The 14,449-nt window shown below is 70.1% G+C and carries 21 protein-coding genes and 1 pseudogene; 9 read left to right on the top strand and 13 right to left on the bottom strand.

Annotated features, from left to right (window positions below):
• Nucleotides 1–194 precede the first annotated feature (194 nt).
• Nucleotides 195–614 carry a CBS domain-containing protein gene (locus tag AC0IY0_RS22025; protein WP_147908658.1) on the top strand — a complete coding sequence of 140 codons (420 nt, stop codon included), beginning with the start codon at nt 195–197 and terminating at the stop codon, nt 612–614.
• A 48-nt stretch (nt 615–662) separates the two neighbouring features.
• Nucleotides 663–866, top strand: a complete 204-nt coding sequence (locus AC0IY0_RS22020; RefSeq protein WP_147908659.1) for a hypothetical protein — start codon at nt 663–665, stop codon at nt 864–866.
• Between the two features lie 468 nt (nt 867–1,334).
• Here AC0IY0_RS22020 and AC0IY0_RS22015 read toward each other — a convergent pair whose 3' ends face one another.
• Nucleotides 1,335–1,748: a hypothetical protein gene (locus AC0IY0_RS22015; RefSeq protein ID WP_147940279.1), complete on the bottom strand. Its 414-nt coding sequence runs from the start codon at nt 1,746–1,748 to the stop codon at nt 1,335–1,337.
• A gap of 409 nt (nt 1,749–2,157) precedes the next feature.
• Here AC0IY0_RS22015 and AC0IY0_RS22010 point away from each other — a divergent pair, with 409 nt between their 5' ends.
• The 3 genes from AC0IY0_RS22010 to AC0IY0_RS22000 all read left to right on the top strand — a co-directional run bounded on the left by AC0IY0_RS22010 (nt 2,158) and on the right by AC0IY0_RS22000 (nt 3,279).
• Nucleotides 2,158–2,475 (top strand): GCG_CRPN prefix-to-repeats domain-containing protein, encoded by a 318-nt coding sequence (locus AC0IY0_RS22010; protein ID WP_147908661.1) that lies wholly within the window; start codon nt 2,158–2,160, stop codon nt 2,473–2,475.
• Between the two features lie 85 nt (nt 2,476–2,560).
• Nucleotides 2,561–2,752, top strand: a complete 192-nt coding sequence (locus AC0IY0_RS22005) for a DUF3606 domain-containing protein (RefSeq protein WP_147908662.1) — start codon at nt 2,561–2,563, stop codon at nt 2,750–2,752.
• Nucleotides 2,753–2,955: 203 nt separating this feature from the next.
• Nucleotides 2,956–3,279 carry a hypothetical protein gene (locus AC0IY0_RS22000; protein WP_147940280.1) on the top strand — a complete coding sequence of 108 codons (324 nt, stop codon included), beginning with the start codon at nt 2,956–2,958 and terminating at the stop codon, nt 3,277–3,279.
• A 50-nt stretch (nt 3,280–3,329) separates the two neighbouring features.
• Here AC0IY0_RS22000 and AC0IY0_RS21995 read toward each other — a convergent pair whose 3' ends face one another.
• From AC0IY0_RS21995 to AC0IY0_RS21970, 6 genes are all read right to left on the bottom strand, one after another.
• Nucleotides 3,330–3,599, bottom strand: a complete 270-nt coding sequence (locus tag AC0IY0_RS21995; RefSeq protein ID WP_147908664.1) for a hypothetical protein — start codon at nt 3,597–3,599, stop codon at nt 3,330–3,332.
• Between the two features lie 30 nt (nt 3,600–3,629).
• Nucleotides 3,630–3,791 (bottom strand): YqaE/Pmp3 family membrane protein, encoded by a 162-nt coding sequence (locus tag AC0IY0_RS21990; protein ID WP_147908665.1) that lies wholly within the window; start codon nt 3,789–3,791, stop codon nt 3,630–3,632.
• Between the two features lie 76 nt (nt 3,792–3,867).
• Nucleotides 3,868–4,041, bottom strand: a complete 174-nt coding sequence (locus tag AC0IY0_RS21985; protein WP_187193510.1) for a hypothetical protein — start codon at nt 4,039–4,041, stop codon at nt 3,868–3,870.
• A 193-nt stretch (nt 4,042–4,234) separates the two neighbouring features.
• Nucleotides 4,235–4,522: a hypothetical protein gene (locus AC0IY0_RS21980; protein ID WP_147908666.1), complete on the bottom strand. Its 288-nt coding sequence runs from the start codon at nt 4,520–4,522 to the stop codon at nt 4,235–4,237.
• Between the two features lie 139 nt (nt 4,523–4,661).
• Entirely contained in the window at nt 4,662–4,946 is a 285-nt protein-coding gene (locus AC0IY0_RS21975) for a hypothetical protein (RefSeq protein WP_187193509.1), read from the bottom strand.
• Nucleotides 4,947–5,130: 184 nt separating this feature from the next.
• Nucleotides 5,131–5,391 carry a hypothetical protein gene (locus tag AC0IY0_RS21970; RefSeq protein ID WP_147908668.1) on the bottom strand — a complete coding sequence of 87 codons (261 nt, stop codon included), beginning with the start codon at nt 5,389–5,391 and terminating at the stop codon, nt 5,131–5,133.
• 519 nt (nt 5,392–5,910) lie between these two features.
• On the opposite strand from AC0IY0_RS21970, the gene AC0IY0_RS21965 reads away from it, so the two are divergent.
• The gene (locus AC0IY0_RS21965) at nt 5,911–8,373 is read left to right on the top strand and encodes a bifunctional diguanylate cyclase/phosphodiesterase (RefSeq protein WP_471765513.1); all 2,463 of its coding nucleotides are present in this window, start codon (nt 5,911–5,913) and stop codon (nt 8,371–8,373) included.
• A 101-nt stretch (nt 8,374–8,474) separates the two neighbouring features.
• On the opposite strand, the gene AC0IY0_RS21960 is transcribed toward AC0IY0_RS21965, so the two are convergent.
• Nucleotides 8,475–8,759 (bottom strand): hypothetical protein, encoded by a 285-nt coding sequence (locus AC0IY0_RS21960; RefSeq protein WP_147908670.1) that lies wholly within the window; start codon nt 8,757–8,759, stop codon nt 8,475–8,477.
• Between the two features lie 386 nt (nt 8,760–9,145).
• On the opposite strand from AC0IY0_RS21960, the gene AC0IY0_RS21955 reads away from it, so the two are divergent.
• Nucleotides 9,146–9,400, top strand: coding sequence for a hypothetical protein (locus tag AC0IY0_RS21955; protein ID WP_147908671.1), 255 nt, complete (start codon nt 9,146–9,148; stop codon nt 9,398–9,400).
• 62 nt (nt 9,401–9,462) lie between these two features.
• On the opposite strand, the gene AC0IY0_RS21950 is transcribed toward AC0IY0_RS21955, so the two are convergent.
• A complete protein-coding gene (locus AC0IY0_RS21950) occupies nt 9,463–9,780 on the bottom strand; it encodes a hypothetical protein (protein WP_471765511.1) in 318 nt (105 codons plus the stop codon).
• 402 nt (nt 9,781–10,182) lie between these two features.
• Complete coding sequence (locus tag AC0IY0_RS21945) at nt 10,183–10,467, bottom strand: hypothetical protein (protein ID WP_147908674.1); 285 nt, start codon at nt 10,465–10,467, stop codon at nt 10,183–10,185.
• Between the two features lie 182 nt (nt 10,468–10,649).
• On the opposite strand from AC0IY0_RS21945, the gene AC0IY0_RS21940 reads away from it, so the two are divergent.
• Together AC0IY0_RS21940 and AC0IY0_RS21935 are read left to right on the top strand one after the other, a co-directional pair.
• Nucleotides 10,650–11,945, top strand: a complete 1,296-nt coding sequence (locus AC0IY0_RS21940; protein ID WP_419828832.1) for a TAXI family TRAP transporter solute-binding subunit — start codon at nt 10,650–10,652, stop codon at nt 11,943–11,945.
• A gap of 284 nt (nt 11,946–12,229) precedes the next feature.
• On the top strand, nt 12,230–12,757 hold the full coding sequence (locus tag AC0IY0_RS21935) for a hypothetical protein (RefSeq protein ID WP_147908676.1): 528 nt from the start codon (nt 12,230–12,232) through the stop codon (nt 12,755–12,757).
• Between the two features lie 119 nt (nt 12,758–12,876).
• On the opposite strand, the gene AC0IY0_RS21930 is transcribed toward AC0IY0_RS21935, so the two are convergent.
• The 3 genes and pseudogenes from AC0IY0_RS21930 to AC0IY0_RS21920 form a co-directional block, all read right to left on the bottom strand.
• Nucleotides 12,877–13,245, bottom strand: a complete 369-nt coding sequence (locus AC0IY0_RS21930; RefSeq protein ID WP_147856340.1) for a hypothetical protein — start codon at nt 13,243–13,245, stop codon at nt 12,877–12,879.
• A gap of 123 nt (nt 13,246–13,368) precedes the next feature.
• Entirely contained in the window at nt 13,369–13,611 is a 243-nt protein-coding gene (locus tag AC0IY0_RS21925) for a DUF6522 family protein (protein ID WP_147908677.1), read from the bottom strand.
• Nucleotides 13,612–13,691: 80 nt separating this feature from the next.
• Nucleotides 13,692–14,449, bottom strand: a pseudogene (locus AC0IY0_RS21920) (IS5 family transposase).

Below are 14,449 nucleotides of genomic sequence, written 5' to 3'. Positions count from 1 at the left end.
GGTCGGCGCCACCCCGCAGCCGGAATGATCTCTTTTGACATCGACCACATCAACAAAGACGCCTGAAATATCTTTGCTGTCCGTCTTTGTTGATCGGAACACCGCCGCAGGTCTTGCTTTGATCGGTTGTAGATCTTGCTGATCCGCCGCGTTTGGCGATCACGAGCCCCGTTGCCGTCATTTGGGAGAATGCCATGCCGATCAGTGACGTGATGACCGCGGACGTATCCGTCGTACGATCAGACCAGAGCATCCGGGACGCCGCGCGCTTGATGGCGGATCTGGACGCGGGTGTCGTTCCCGTCGGCGAGAACGACCGGCTGGTCGGCATGCTGACGGACCGCGATATCACGGTGCGTGCGGTCGCCGCGGGCAAGGGGCCGGATACGCCCATACGCGAGGCGATGACCACCGAGGTCCGGTACTGCTACGCCGACGAGGATTGTGCTGCGGGCGCGCAGACCATGGGCGAACTCCAGATCCGACGCCTGCCGGTGCTGGACCGGGACAAGCGGCTCGTCGGCATCGTGTCGCTCGGCGATCTCTCGACGCTCTACAGCAGCGGCTCGGCCGGGAGCGCCCTCGGCTACGTGTCGGAGCAGTCAGGGTCGTGACCGTGGGCCTGATCTTGCGCCGTCATGACCGATACCACGACGATTCACATGGCGGATAGGAAGCAACGCGAGCACACGCCCCGCAGCCGGGACGAAGCACGGTCTCCGCTGGATGAAGAGCCACCGCTGTTCTGCAGCCACGAGGATCGCTGGCTCGACCGGATCATCGTGGGGTTCCTGGCGCTGATGCTCATCCTGGCTGCGATCGGGCTGATCACCACCCTGGTCGACCTGCGCGCCTTGCTCCGCTGAAAGCGCAGCCAAACCGGGAGTTGTCGCGATGGACAGACGCACCCATCACATGACCGATCCCTCGCCCCAGCGGCTCTCACGCGAGGAAGCCTGCGCGATCGATAAAAAACCGCCTCCGATGCAGGCCGGGACAAGCCGAGAGGCGGTCGTCCCGGCCCCGTCGACCGAACGACTGCCCGACCCGTCGTGGTCCGAGCGACGTTCCACGGCGACCGCAGGGTCGGCGGGTACGGCCCCCGCTGGCACCGCTGGAGCAGCGATCGCCCCATCGGATTCCACCCACCCTGAGGCGGCCGGCACGGCGGTTGGCATCACCGCCGATGATCCGACCCTGACCTGAACGACGCCGCCCGGAGCGACGGCCGGGCGGCCTCAGGCCTTCGGGTGCGGTGCATTCCACCTGCGAAAAGGGGCACCCGGATCGAATCCGAGTGCCCCGACAAACGCCAGCGTCAGGTGGTGGAAGGCTCAGTAGCCGTAGCCGTAAGCCGGGTAACCGTAGCCGCCGCCGTAGCCGTAAGCGGGGGCGTAGCCGTAGGCCGGCGCGTAGCCGTAGCCACCGCCGTAATAACCGACCGGGCGTCCGTAGCCGTAGCCACCGTAGCCGCCGTAGCTGTTGGCCACGATCGCGCCCGCGGCCAGGCCGGCGATGCCGAGGCCGATGGCTGCGCCCGGGCCGATGCCGCGACGGTAGCCGTAGCCGCGGCCGTAACCGCCGTAGCCACGATAGCCGCCGTAACCGCCGCGGAACCCGACGCCCCGGTATCCGTAGCCGCCATGACCGTAGCCGCCGCCATAACCCCAGCCGCGTGCCTCGGCAGGTGCCGACGCCAGCAGGCCTAGTCCGAGCAGTGCCGTCGAAGCGAGTGCAAGCTTGCGCATCCGGGTTGTCCTGTTCTGGTGAATATGGCGTTTCAACAATTTGGCCGCCGGCCCGTTCCAAAATGAAGCTGGTTCAGCCTGTCACGGTACAGACGGATGGGCATACTGGTGAGAGCGTCGAAAGCGGCGGACCGGACCCTGGCGGCGCACCGCGTTCCGGATCCGGCACCCACACTGCTACGCCTGCCGGCGATCCGGCGCCGTGCGCGTCCGCACGGGTCTTCGCAGCGCGCCAGACTGGCGAACACGCTGTCTTGATGCGTCATTCCGGAAGGCCGCCCTGCGATCGATCAATCCAGTCCCCGTCGGATTGATGAACGATCCGACCGGAACCGGTTCAGGCCGCCGGCCACATCCTCTGGTCATCCGGTCCGGCAGATGCGGGCCGACGGGTTCAGGAGATCGGGTCATGGTGCGTTCCAGGATGCTCGGTATCGCCGCGATCGTCGCGGCAGGACTTGCCACCGGCACGGCGGCGCAGGCGGCCCCGTTCGGGTACGCCCCGCCCGACAGCGCCGGGCTGATCGAGCACGTGGCCGGCGGCTGCGGTCCGGGCTTCCATCCGAACCCGTGGGGTCATTGCCGTCCCAACGATCGCGGATGGGGCTATGGCGGCCCCCGGGGCCCCTATGGCGGCCGTCCGGGATATGGGTACGGCCACGGGGGTGGTTACGAGCGTGGCCCCGGGGGCTACGACGGCCCGCGCCGGTTCTACGGCGGCTGGTAATCCGTACGGATCGGGGCTCGTCCCGCCCCGTACCCAGCGTCTGAACCGTCCGGGCTCCCGGGCGGTTCTCCCGGCGGAGGTTGCCATGTCCGATGTGTCCCAAGAGCCGAAGCGCGTGAACGTCGAGGACCCGAGTTCGGCTGCGTACTGGGCGCGGCGCCTTCAGGTGCCCGTCGAGACTGTGACGGCCGCCGTGCGGGCGGTCGGCGACGATCCGGCCACCGTCGCGGCCCATCTCGGCCGGCCGTGGCCGTACGACGGCAGCGGTATCGTGTAGGACGTAAGGCCCGCCCTCGGCGGCGACACGGATCGATGGAGCCTTGCGCGCAATTGCAACCACAGGGTGCAATTATTTGAGATCATCGACGCAAAAGTAGTATTCGGCGCCTTAAGGTCAAGCTGATACGCAGTCTTTGCAGCTGTGTGCGCCGCAATAACTGGGACATGCTCTGGCAGGGATTCCGTGCAGAGCATGACTTTATGATCGATGAGTTCTCGGACGACCAAGCCGGCAGCCCGGAGCCGGGCTCCGAGATGGCGCAGGAAGCCAACGGGGTCGCGTTTCTACTCGCCAGCGCGGCCTACCTGGCCCTGGCGGATGCCTACCTGCGCCGGGAGGGCCCGCAAGCCCTGACGGTCATGGAGGAGATCGAGGACCGGATCGAGGAGGCGCTCCAGAGCTTCGTCACGGAAACGTCCTACGACGAGGCGCGCCCCGACATCCTCGCCCACGCCACCGCGAAGATCCGTGCCTTGCTCGAGGCCGGGCGCTCGATGTCGCCGGGTCCGGGCTCGCTCCAGTAAGGCGCAGGCCCAGGGACCCGTCGGCGTCGTGGAGCGAGGGACGCGGCTCCCTACGGGCGGGCCGCGGGCGCCTGCGGCGACGCCTTCGGATCGCTCGGAGACTGCGGGTTCGAAGACTGCGGGTTGGGAGTCTGGGGCGGCGGCGGGGTCTGCTGCTGCGGAGCCGGGCCCGGCGCGGTCTGGTCGGTCTGCAGCGTCTGGTTGGCCTTGGTCTGGATCTGATCGGCGGTCTGCTGGCTGATGACCCCGTAGGACACGGCCGCCGCGAGCGCGACGGCGACCACGGCCCCGATGATCGTCTTGGTGAGCTTGGGCGGCATGCGGACCTCCTCGTCAGCGCCGGCGGCGTGTCAGGCGGCTTCCCTGCGGGTGACCACCAGGGCCCAGATCGTCGCCGGGATCCAGCCGATGATCGTGATGTGGAGGATGATGCAGAGGATGCCCTGCAGAACCTTCCCGCGCAGGAACATGGCGAGCCATGGCGCGAGGAAGCAGATGATGATCATGATCATGGATTGAACGGCTCCTTGCAGCGGAGACATAGGCAGCCTGGCCGTTTCAGGTAGGGCCGATCCCGCCGCGGTTTTCCTACCACGCGTTCACGAGGTGCCCCCCGGCCAGCACGAGCACGGCGAGGGTCACGAGCGAGACGAGGACCTTCCGGACAGCGCCGGCCGCGCGAAAGGAACGGCGTCGGCCATCCGGCGTCTTGAGGACCCGGATCTTCGGATCCGAGAGATGCTGCGTCAGGCTCTCGGGCAAAGCCCGCTTCGATACGCCAGACCTGGACCGACCCCTGCGCATGCGCACACCTGCTAAAAACCGCTCCCCCTTCGTCACCGCTCCCGCGCGGCCGGCCCATCGCGCCGGACAGCGGAATTGGAACGGTGCGCTCCCATTCGAATGCGGCCCGTCGTCCCGCCGAACGCCGGAGACCGCCCTTCGGGACGATGCCCTATCCGACGGTCACGGCACCATCGATCGGGTTCACCGCGACGACGCGCGGCCCGCGGATCTCGGGGTCCCGCTGCTCCCATGCGGACAGGGCCGCGTTGGCGGCCTCGACGAGCGCTCCGGGCGAACCGGTCCCGACCTCGGGGCGGATCGCCTCGACGAGCCGCGCCAGGATCGTCTGCTCTTCGAGCGGGTGGGCCGGCATCGTCGCCTGCCGGCAGAACGCGGCGTAGACGTTCTCGGCAATCCTCCGGGCGACGCGGTCGGCGTCCGGTGTGTCGTCAGCCATCTGTCCGTCTCCCGATCGCCTGCAGCGTGCGGACCTCCGAAGCGGAGACCGGCTGGGCGCCAGCGCGCGTGACATCAAAGCCCGAGCGGCGAACTGGGTTGCACTGCGATCGGCACCGCTCCCGCCGCGCGGCAGCCGCTCAGTCGTCGTCGGTATCGGCCGGCGAGCCAGGCGGCAGGGGGCCGTCATCGATGACGCCGCGGTCGCCGTAATTGTCGGGCACGCCGTCGAAGCCGACGACGCCGTCGGGATTGTCCGGCGTCACGTTCGGGTCGACCGGCCGGATGCCGTCGCGGTCGAGGCGCCTGTCGAGCCGGTCCATCCGCCTGAGGTCGCGCTGGACCGGGACGTCCTGCATGCTCTGCGCCAGCGCCTCCGGTGCTGCCGTGAGGGCCATGACGGCACCGAGAGCCAGAAGCCTCATGTCGGATCGCCCTTCGCGTTCAAGTCCACGCCCGCGGATGGTTGCCGGCAGCGTCGGCATATTCGTGCGTACAGTGGCGGTGATTGCTCGGGGGATCAACGACAAGTGGCGGGCTGTCCCGCCTCCTGTTCGGCTTGCGGCCGCCCGGGCGAGTCGCGCGTGGGCCCGCCCGATGCCGCGACCGTCAATCGACCCCGCATCCTTCCGCACGCTCCCGCCTGCGGCGTTCCGCGTTCTGCTGCGCCTGCTCCTGCCAGCTGTCCTCGGGCGGGATCACGGCGACCCTGTCGGACTCGACGGCCAGGGCGTCCAGGTCCCGCATCCCGGTGGGCAGAGAGCCGGTCGTCTGCGGGTCGTCGCAGCCCGGCCCGGACCGGTCGCCCCGGGCGAGGGCCGGGCCCGCGCATACGATCATCAAGGCCAGGAACGCGAAGCGGTTTTTCATGCGGGATGCCAAAGGAAGCCGTCGAACGATCCGTCGGCGGCGGGCGGAGAGCCGGGCCGGCGTCGGATCGTGGGTACAGAAGAGGGGTATGGGGAAACGCTTAACGAAAAAGAGCCCGCCGCGGCTTGTGCCGAGCGGGCCCGAAGGGGTCGTCTTGGGAGGAGCCGTCACCTACCGCGCGTCCGACGGCCGGGCCACCGGTCATGAGGCATGGCCGACGCGCGCTGGCGGCATGTAACCGCCACGCTGGCAGGCTTGAGAACCGTCCCCAAGAGCAATCTTCGGGGCCTTTCGCGCTTATCGACGGCGATTCTCCGTGCCGGATGGGTGGGCCGGGCGCGAAGATCCGGCAGGCCCGCATCGGAGTTCGAGCCGGGACTGTCTGGTCATGCCGCGCAAGAGACGACGCGATGACCCGGAACAACCCTCCCAAGGGGTGAATTCTTATCCCGAAATGCAACTTCTGATTAGTATTGGCCGCGCTATCGTGCGCCCGTATTGCCGCGTGGCGAGGCTCCCATGTACCGCGCTTTGGCCTGCCTGACCGACGAGCACACCCCTTGGGTGGTTCCCCTGGCAGCCTGTGTCTGCTGGATCTCGTGCTACGTCGCCCTGCTGCTCGAGCAGCGCGTGCGCAAGGGTGGCGCCTGGGCGCCGAGCTGGCTTCTGGCCGCCAGCTTCTCGGCCGGCGCCGGCATCTGGAGCACCCACTTCATCGGGATGCTCGGCTACGATCCCGGTGTCGTCGTCGGCTACGAGGTCGCCACCACGCTGCTGTCCCTGATCGTCGCCATCGCGGCCGCCCTCGTCGCCTTCACGCTCCTGCGCGCCGCGCATCAGGGCTCGCCCTGGGCGGGGGCCGTCGCCGGCGTGGTCCTGGGCGGCGGCATCGCCTGCATGCACTTCCTGGGCATCGCCGGCGTGGTGCTGCCCGGACATTTCGATTGGGATCGGACCCTGGCCGTCGTGGCGGCGACGATCGGCTGCGGCCTCTCAGGCGCTGCCCTGATGGTCCACGGACGCGGCGGCGACGCCAGGACCCGGGTGGCCGCCGCCACGATCCTGACGGCGGCCATCGCCGGGCTGCACTTCCTGGCCATGGCGGCGGCGCGCGTGGTCCCGGACCCGGCGCAGGAGACCCTGGATCTCGGCCTCGCCCGCGGCGCGGTGGCGGGCGGCATCGCGGTGATGATGGCGGTGATCCTGGCCTTCGCGGCGCTGGCGCTGATGCTGGACCACCTGCGCACCATCAACGCGGCGCTGGCCCGCCAGGGCCTCGCCCTGCGCGAGAAGACCCTGCTGCTCGACATGACCCTGGACAGCATGGACCAGGGGCTGATCCGGGTGGACGGGCGCGGCACGGTTCAGGTGTGCAACGAGCGGGCCTTGGCGCTCCTGGACCTGCCGCGCGCGATGATGCTGGGAGCCCCGAGCTACAAGGCCGTCCTGCGCCATCAGCTGCGCCACCGCGAGCACAACCGCACCGATCGGTCGTACCGGGACTGGATCGAGCGCGGCGGCCCGGAGCAGGCGCATGTCCACGAGCGCGTGCGCCCGAACGGCCTGGTGCTGGAGATCCGGACCGTGCCGGTGCCGGACGGTGGCTTCGTGCGGACCTTTACGGACATCACCCAGCGCAAGGCCGCGGAGGCCGAGGTGGCGCGGCTGGCGCGCCACGACATCCTGACGGGCCTGCCGAACCGCGGCCTGTTCCGGGAGCATCTCGACGGGCGCCTCGCAGAGATCGCCGTCCGGGGCGGCACCGCTTCGGTCCTGTACCTCGACCTCGACGGCTTCAAGGGCGTGAACGACACGCTCGGCCACCAGGCCGGCGACGACCTGCTGCGCAGCGTGGCGGACCGGTTGCGGTCGTCGGTGGGGGATGGCGTCGTGGCCCGCCTGGGCGGCGACGAGTTCGCCGTCCTGCTCACCGGCGGTCCCGAGGAGGCCGTCGCGGTCGCCGAGCGCCTGACCGGCCTGTTCGCGGCACCGCTCCAGGTGGGCGGGCAGCGGATCGGCGTCGGCCTGAGCGTCGGCATCGCCCTGGCGCCGGAGCACGGGGTGAGCGCGGAATGCCTGTACCGGCGGGCCGACCTCGCACTCTATCGGGCCAAGGCGGAGGGCCGGGGCACCTTCAGGGTGTTCGGGGCCGACATGGACGAGGAGGCGGAGGAGCGCCGGGTGCTGGAGAGCGACCTGAGGCAGGCGCTAGCGGACAACGCGCTGAGCCTGCACTACCAGCCCCAGGTGGACGGCGCCTCCGGCGCGCTGGTGGGGTTCGAGGCGCTGGTGCGCTGGACCCATCCCGTGCGCGGCCAGATTCCACCCGGCGTGTTCGTCCCCCTGGCCGAAGAGACCGGGCTGATCATCGCGCTCGGCGACTGGGTGCTGCGCGAGGCGTGCCGCGAGGCCGCGACCTGGGCGCCGTCGCTCAAGGTCGCGGTGAACCTGTCGCCGCGGCAGTTCCAGAAGCCGGACCTGCCCGAGACGGTGCTGGCCGTGCTGGCCCAGACCGGCCTGTCGCCGGACCGGCTGGAATTGGAGGTCACCGAGAGCGTCATCATCAACGACATGGCCCGGGCGATCAACATCCTGCGGCGCCTGAAGAGCTTCGGCGTCCGGATCAGCATGGACGATTTCGGCACCGGCTACGCGTCGCTGGCGACCCTGCAGGCCTTCCCGTTCGATAAGATGAAGATCGACCGCTCGTTCGTGGCGCAGCTCGGCGTCGATCCGCAGGCGGCCGTGATCGTGCGGGCCGTGCTGAGCCTGGGCCGGAGCCTCCGGATGGGGGTCGTCGCCGAGGGCGTCGAGACGCCCGCGCAGAGGCGGTTCCTGGCCGACGAGGCGTGTGGGGAGATGCAGGGCTACCTGTTCGGGAAGCCGCGCCCGATCGGCGACTACGCGGACCGGCTCAGCCATCCCGACCAGACCGACGCGGCGCTGCCGCGCCTGGTCCAGCTCATCAGGGCATCGGCCTGAACCGCGGAAGCCGCGGGCCCGGGGATCCGGGTCCCGCGCAGGCTCCAGGGGCCGTGCCGGGCGCCAGACGAACACATCTCGGGGCGTCGGGGCCGGCCGGCTCAGCCGTGGGGCGTGCGCCGCCGGGCCGAGGACCGCGCCTCCACCCGCCGGGACGCGGTCGCCGCACGCATCCGCGCGGCCCGTGCACGCTCGAGGTCGGCGACGCCGACCGGCCGCGGCGGGCCCTCGCGGGTGAACGGCATCCGGCTGCGGATGTCGCCGTAATAGTCCGAGCCGCTCATGCCGAAGCCGCCAGCCGCCACCGGACCGTCCAGGAGCGGTTCCCCGGCCGAGGCGGCCGTGGCGCAGCAGACGAGGAGGGCGGCGGCGAAGATCGTGCGCATGCGGGAATCCTGGCAGCGGAGGTGCGGCCGTTTTGCGGCCACGGACGCAGCGTCGGCGCAAGCGCCGGGGTTCCGGCCGCTCGGCCCCGCCCCGATCTGCTCACGGGGCGGGGGAGCGTCCGATCTCACCAGCGGTCGAGCCCATACGCAACGCGGCTCGCGACTGGGTATGCCGGAGCGCGGTTAGCGGATCCTGCGGGCCGGTCGGCCGAGCGTTCCCACCGCGGGACTCGTCCGCTCGCGGCTGCCCGCGGACGCGGCCGCGAAGGGTGCGGAAACCCGCACGCGTCGCGGCTCGTTGCCGATCGGACAGGACGGACGCGGCCCTCGCGTCGGTGTATCGATCACGCGCTGGAAGACCGCTCGGCAGGATGTGGGGTTGCCCGATGAGACGCGCGACGGTGATGGGGCTCGTGATCGCGCTCGCGGGCTTCGCCTCGGACCCCGCCGCCGCCCAGCATCGCGGGGCCGACCGGCCGCATCGGCGCGGCACGATCGAGCGGCTGCGCTTCGGCGTCCCCCCGCCGCCGGCTACGACGCTGCGCCCGGCCGACGACGGCATCATCCATTGGAACACCCCCAACAAGGACGGCAATCTCGGCGGTCCCGGAACGGGTGGCGGCGGCGGTGGCGGCGGTTGAGGCATCGCCTCGGAAGATGGCCGCCGGCTTTCTGAACACGACGATGCGCGAACGCGGATCGTTCAGCCGCCGCCGTTGTCGCCGCTCCCGCCCCCGCCGGTCTGGGGAACACCGCGCTCGGGCTGGCTGGCGTTGCCGCCCGCGGCCGTGTCGGTCGTGATCGTCGCCGCGCCCGTGCCGGTGGGCGCGATGACGGCCGTCGTGCCGGGGCCGCCGTTCTTGGCGCCGTCCGGGACGACGACCGTTCCCGGCGGCGTGCCGGGGGCCACCTGCCGTGGCGGTCCAGGCTGCTTGATCGGCGCCGGACCGGTATGGGTCTGGGCAAGGGCCGGCGCGGCTGCAGTGAGGGCAAGAACAGTAAAGACGGCCTGACGCATCATGGGCTCCTCGACATCCTGGTTGCAGGGTGCGCGTTGCACACGGTCTTCGAGCCAAAACGTACCGCGGGAGCCGGAGTTTCCTTCCGGCAGCCCACGGGATCGAACCGGGCGCTCCAGGACGGCAGGGGCGTCGGAGGGATGCCCGAGCCGAAGCGCCGGTCGAGAAGCCCGCCGCGACGGGGCCGGAGGCTGAAGCGTCATTCCGAAAGGTGGCCGCCGGCCTTCGGAAGACACGCGGAAGGAACGATGCGGATCACGGAGCGCGTGCATCGCTCCGGTGCCGGTATCCGGCATGACGCGCCAGCCTGCTCGCCGGCGACGTGTAGGCCGGTTCGGCGCAAGCGAGCGCGTTATTTCGAGGCCTGAGCGATGACCCCGATCGCACCGTGATCGGGACCAGATCTAGCGTCCGCTCGGGGCGGCGTAGCTGCCGGTCGTGCCGTTGCCGCCGCTGCTGCCGGCCGGCGCGCCCCGCGTGGTGTTCCGCACGAAGCTCGCACCCGGATATTTCCGCTGCGTCCGCGCCATGCTGCCCCGGCGCATGTGGTGGCGCCGCATCCGGACCTGGGTGAGCAGGGCGGACGGCGTGGCCAATCCGGCGCCGGGACCGGCAGGGACGGCCGCAGCAGGCAGGCACAGGATGACGAGGCCGACACCGGCCAGCGCTGCGAGAGAGGGGATGCGCATCGGGATTCCTCCTGCCGCGGCACGAACGGATCGCCCCGGCGGATGGAGAAGTCCGTGAGCCGCCCTCCGGTTCACGGACCCATGCGACGCGGAAGGGTCGCCGTCGGACGGCGAGCGGTCGGCCCGGACCCTGAGGCGCCCTCTCACGTTATGCTGTCGGCTCGGCAGGCAGCGCGGCACGGATGATCGGGCGGTCCAAGACGACACTCATCGCCCTGAGCGTCATCGCGTGCGCCGCGATCGTTGCCGTGCTGGTCCACCTGCTGCTCGGCCTGCTCGCCCTCGACATCGCGGTCGCGAAGACCAGCACGGAGGATCGAGAGGCGGCCCAGGCGCTGACTCAGCTCTTCGAGACCCGGCATCCGCGGGTCCGCATCCGGACGATCTTCGAGCCGGACCGCCTCGGGGCAGCGGAGGCCCTGGACCGGGGCAAGACCCAGCTCGCCCTGGTGCGCAGCGATGCCGCCCCGAAGGACGGACAGACCCTGGTCATCCTGCGCCGAGACGCCGTGGTGTTCGTCGCGCCCGGCGGCAGCGCCGTCGACAGCGTGGCCAAGCTGCGCGGCAGCACGGTCGGGCTCCTCGACGGGCGAAAGCTCGATCCGCGGCTGCTCGACCTGATCCTGACCCATTTCGGCGTGCCGCTGGGCAGCGTGCATCGCAGGATCCTGAGCCTGGACCAGCTGGCCGAGGCCGCCCGCACCCGGCAGATCGGTTCGATGTTCGTCGTGGCCCCGGTCGGCAGCGCGCTGTGGCTGCCGCTGTTCACGGCGCTGCGCAAAGGCTCCGGGGCGGTGAAGCTGTTCGAGGTCGACGAGGCGGCGGCGATCGCCAAGGAGCATCCCGTACTCGACACGATCGACGTGCCGAAGGGCGCCTTCCTGGGCTCCCTGCCGGCGCCGGGCGACGACATCACCACCCTGTCGGTCAGCCACCGGCTCGTCGCCAGGGGCGCGATGCCCGACTGGCTCGCCGGCGAGATCACCCGCGAGGTCCTGACCGGCAAGCCGCGGCTCGTGGCGCTCGACGACGACCTGGCCGGCATCGAGGCGCCCGACACCGACGACAAGGTCCAGGCGCTCCCCATCCATCCGGGTGCCGCTTCCTACCTGACCGGAAACCAGCCGAGCCTGGCGGATCAGGCCCAGAACGGGGCCTACTGGCTCGGGCTGATGATCAGCGCGGCGGCCTCGCTGAGCGCGGCGGGCATCGGCCTGTATCGCCGCTTCCGGCCGCGGCGGCCGCCGACCCGGGTCATGCGCCTCCTGGAGATCTGGCTGTCCGTGTCGGGCGCCGAGCCCGCCGAACTCGAACGGCTGGAGCGGGAGGCCGACGCGCTCGCCGCCGAGGCGATCCGGTCGGAGGCGCACGGGCGGACGGAGAGCGTCGAGATGCGCCTCGTCGCCCTGCTGGTCACGCATGTCCGCGAGGCCGTCCAGAGGCGCAGGCGCGCGGCGCGAGAGACGCCCCAGCCTTGAACGGCCCGGTTTCGACGCCGGCTCGGCCGCCGGTCCCGGGTTGGCGACGCGCGAACCCGATCGGCCCAGATCGGCACCGCCGCCACAACCGTGAAGCGCAGAAGGCAGTACTTCGACTGTGCTATGGAGCCGCGGCACTTGAGGTCATCCCAAAAGCCTATGCTGCACGAACAGGATTGTTGATCTCCGCGCTCGACAACGCGCGGTTCAGTCCCGTATGATGCTTGAACGTTGCCGGCACATTTTGCGCCGCCGGGCACGTTAGTCTCAGGAATTCCGCACACATGAAGCGCCGGAGCGCGCGGCCGTTCACGGTCGAAGTCAAGCATACCCGCACCTCCCGCGTCGCGCTGGTCGATACGACGACGCGGCACCGCGACAATCCCGACCAGTGGTGGGACATTCCGCCGGACACCGCCGACAAGCCGGCCGAGGCCGCATTCGCGCCCGCCGTTCCTGTCGAGCCGGTGCCGGCCGAGACCCCGGCCCGCCGGGTGCTGCCGAGCCTCGTGCCGATGTTCGCGACGGCGAGCGAGCCCGAGGCCGACGCGGCGGACGAAGCCCCATCGGTCGAGCGCCTGCCACGGGTGCGCCGTGCCAAGGCCGTTTCGAAGCCGGCTTCGAAGGTGCCGTCCAAGCGGGCGCAGACGCCGGTCGTCGCGGTGGCGCGCCCTGTTCTCGCCCCGCCGCCGGTCGCTGTCGTGAGCCAGCCGGCCGCGATGCCGACGCGCCCGATCCGGCTTTCCCGGCAGGGCGACACCCTCAAGGCCGGCGAGCGCTGGAAGCGACGGTTGCCGCGCAATCTCTGGTGATGGGATCCGGGGCCGCCCCGCGGTAACGCCGCGGAGCCCCGAAAGCCCCGCGGCGTCTCTCCCCCGGTTACGACCCTCTTGCAGACGGTATCGGGCGGCGCGCAGCCGTCCGGACGTCCTCAGATGCCGACGCTGGCTGCGCCGGCCTCCGCAGCCTGGCTGACGGTCGCACCGTTCCGAAGCGCCATCGCGATCGCGGTCGAGGCCGTGTCGACGGCCTCCGCACGGTCCTCGCCGTAATCGTACATGCTGTTGGCCTGCGACCCCAGCCGGGCGTGAAAATTATCGGGAAAGTTCTTGTCCATCCGCTGTTTCAGCAGGTTGGTCGCTGCATGATAATCACTTTCGAACCCGGATGACTGATAAGCCGGGGCCGCATCGTAGGTCCCGCCCTCCTTGTCGGCAGCAGCTTTGCGGTTCTTGTGGTCGATCGTCTGCGAGAACAGGAAGCCGATAACCTTGGCCATAAGCCATCTGAAGGCGTTCATGTCGGTCCTCGGCGAGAGCAGCGGCGGAATCTCTTCAGGTCTGTACCACGCATTGTCCCGGCGCCGCGGCTTTCTTGGCCGCGATGACCTTTTGCCCGGCCACGAACCGCTCCGGGCGGCCCGTCACCATCGCTCCTCGGCGATGAGCGCCCCGCTCCCATCGAAGATGCCCCGCCAGCCCTTGTCGAGCAGGCGAACCGTCACGCGGGTCTGATCCGCCTCCGCGCCCGAACCGGGCTTGATGCGGGCCTCGACCTGGCCGAGGCGTTCCTGCTGCTTGAGCACGGCCATGGTGACGCCCAGACGCGACGCGAGTTCGCGGGGATCGACGATCCAATCGCCTTTGTGACCGAGATCGAGCCGCACGGAGCGTATCCTTCATCCCCACGGAAAGCGGGACAGAGCCGGCTGCCAACGACGCCGCCGTCGGACTTTAGGTCGCGGACTCATAAAGTTCGCAGCCAGACCCGGATGGCGGCGAGTTTGACGCTGGCAAGAAAGTTGTCGGGATCCTTGTCGTAGCGGGTGGCGACGGCGCGGAAGTGCTTGATCTTGCTGAAGAAGCGTTCGACCAGGTTGCGGTACTTGTACAGGAACGGGCTGAAGGCCAAGACCTGCTTGCGGTTGGGCATCGGCTTCACGTTCGCCCAAGCACCCTGCTCGGACATCCGGGCTCGCAGCGCATCGCTGTCGTAGGCCCGGTCACCCAGCAGGACCTGGCCTTCACCCAGCCCGCCCAGCATGTCGGTCGCCGAGCGCCCGTCATGCGCCTGACCGGGCGTGATCTTCAGCGCCACGGGAGGGCCCTCGGCATCCACCAGCGCGTGGATCTTGCTGGTCAGGCCGCCCCGTGAGCGACCCATGCCACCGGATCCGCCGTCTTTTTTTTGGCGCAGGCTGCATGCTGGTGCACCCGCACGCTGGTGGCGTCGATCATCTGCAGATCGCCCTCGTAAGCCTTCGACACTGCAGCCAGAAGTCGGTCCCAGATGCCGCGCTTGCGCCAGCGCCGGAAGCGGTTGCCGCAGGTCGTGTAGGGCCCGTAACGCGCCGGGATGTCGGCCCACGGCGCACCCGTGCGCAGCCGCCAGAAGATCCCGTTCAGCACCCGTCGGTCGTCCACCCGATCCTTGCCGCGTACGTCCGTCGGCAGAACCGGCTCGATCACCGCCCACTCTGCATCCGTCAGGTCAAACCGCGCCAT

The sequence above is a fragment of the Methylobacterium sp. AC315 genome (genome assembly GCF_979253755.1).
This window is presented reverse-complemented; position numbering and strand designations above follow the sequence as displayed.

Coding starts and splice junctions, on each gene's coding strand:
- AC0IY0_RS22025 (WP_147908658.1), top strand. CDS start 195: ATGCCGATCAGTGACGTGATGACCGCGGACGTATCCGTCGTACGATCA.
- AC0IY0_RS22020 (WP_147908659.1), top strand. CDS start 663: ATGGCGGATAGGAAGCAACGCGAGCACACGCCCCGCAGCCGGGACGAA.
- AC0IY0_RS22015 (WP_147940279.1), bottom strand. CDS start 1,748: ATGCGCAAGCTTGCACTCGCTTCGACGGCACTGCTCGGACTAGGCCTG.
- AC0IY0_RS22010 (WP_147908661.1), top strand. CDS start 2,158: ATGGTGCGTTCCAGGATGCTCGGTATCGCCGCGATCGTCGCGGCAGGA.
- AC0IY0_RS22005 (WP_147908662.1), top strand. CDS start 2,561: ATGTCCGATGTGTCCCAAGAGCCGAAGCGCGTGAACGTCGAGGACCCG.
- AC0IY0_RS22000 (WP_147940280.1), top strand. CDS start 2,956: ATGATCGATGAGTTCTCGGACGACCAAGCCGGCAGCCCGGAGCCGGGC.
- AC0IY0_RS21995 (WP_147908664.1), bottom strand. CDS start 3,599: ATGCCGCCCAAGCTCACCAAGACGATCATCGGGGCCGTGGTCGCCGTC.
- AC0IY0_RS21990 (WP_147908665.1), bottom strand. CDS start 3,791: ATGATCATGATCATCATCTGCTTCCTCGCGCCATGGCTCGCCATGTTC.
- AC0IY0_RS21980 (WP_147908666.1), bottom strand. CDS start 4,522: ATGGCTGACGACACACCGGACGCCGACCGCGTCGCCCGGAGGATTGCC.
- AC0IY0_RS21975 (WP_187193509.1), bottom strand. CDS start 4,946: ATGAGGCTTCTGGCTCTCGGTGCCGTCATGGCCCTCACGGCAGCACCG.
- AC0IY0_RS21970 (WP_147908668.1), bottom strand. CDS start 5,391: ATGAAAAACCGCTTCGCGTTCCTGGCCTTGATGATCGTATGCGCGGGC.
- AC0IY0_RS21965 (WP_471765513.1), top strand. CDS start 5,911: ATGTACCGCGCTTTGGCCTGCCTGACCGACGAGCACACCCCTTGGGTG.
- AC0IY0_RS21960 (WP_147908670.1), bottom strand. CDS start 8,759: ATGCGCACGATCTTCGCCGCCGCCCTCCTCGTCTGCTGCGCCACGGCC.
- AC0IY0_RS21955 (WP_147908671.1), top strand. CDS start 9,146: ATGAGACGCGCGACGGTGATGGGGCTCGTGATCGCGCTCGCGGGCTTC.
- AC0IY0_RS21950 (WP_471765511.1), bottom strand. CDS start 9,780: ATGATGCGTCAGGCCGTCTTTACTGTTCTTGCCCTCACTGCAGCCGCG.
- AC0IY0_RS21945 (WP_147908674.1), bottom strand. CDS start 10,467: ATGCGCATCCCCTCTCTCGCAGCGCTGGCCGGTGTCGGCCTCGTCATC.
- AC0IY0_RS21940 (WP_419828832.1), top strand. CDS start 10,650: ATGATCGGGCGGTCCAAGACGACACTCATCGCCCTGAGCGTCATCGCG.
- AC0IY0_RS21935 (WP_147908676.1), top strand. CDS start 12,230: ATGAAGCGCCGGAGCGCGCGGCCGTTCACGGTCGAAGTCAAGCATACC.
- AC0IY0_RS21930 (WP_147856340.1), bottom strand. CDS start 13,245: ATGAACGCCTTCAGATGGCTTATGGCCAAGGTTATCGGCTTCCTGTTC.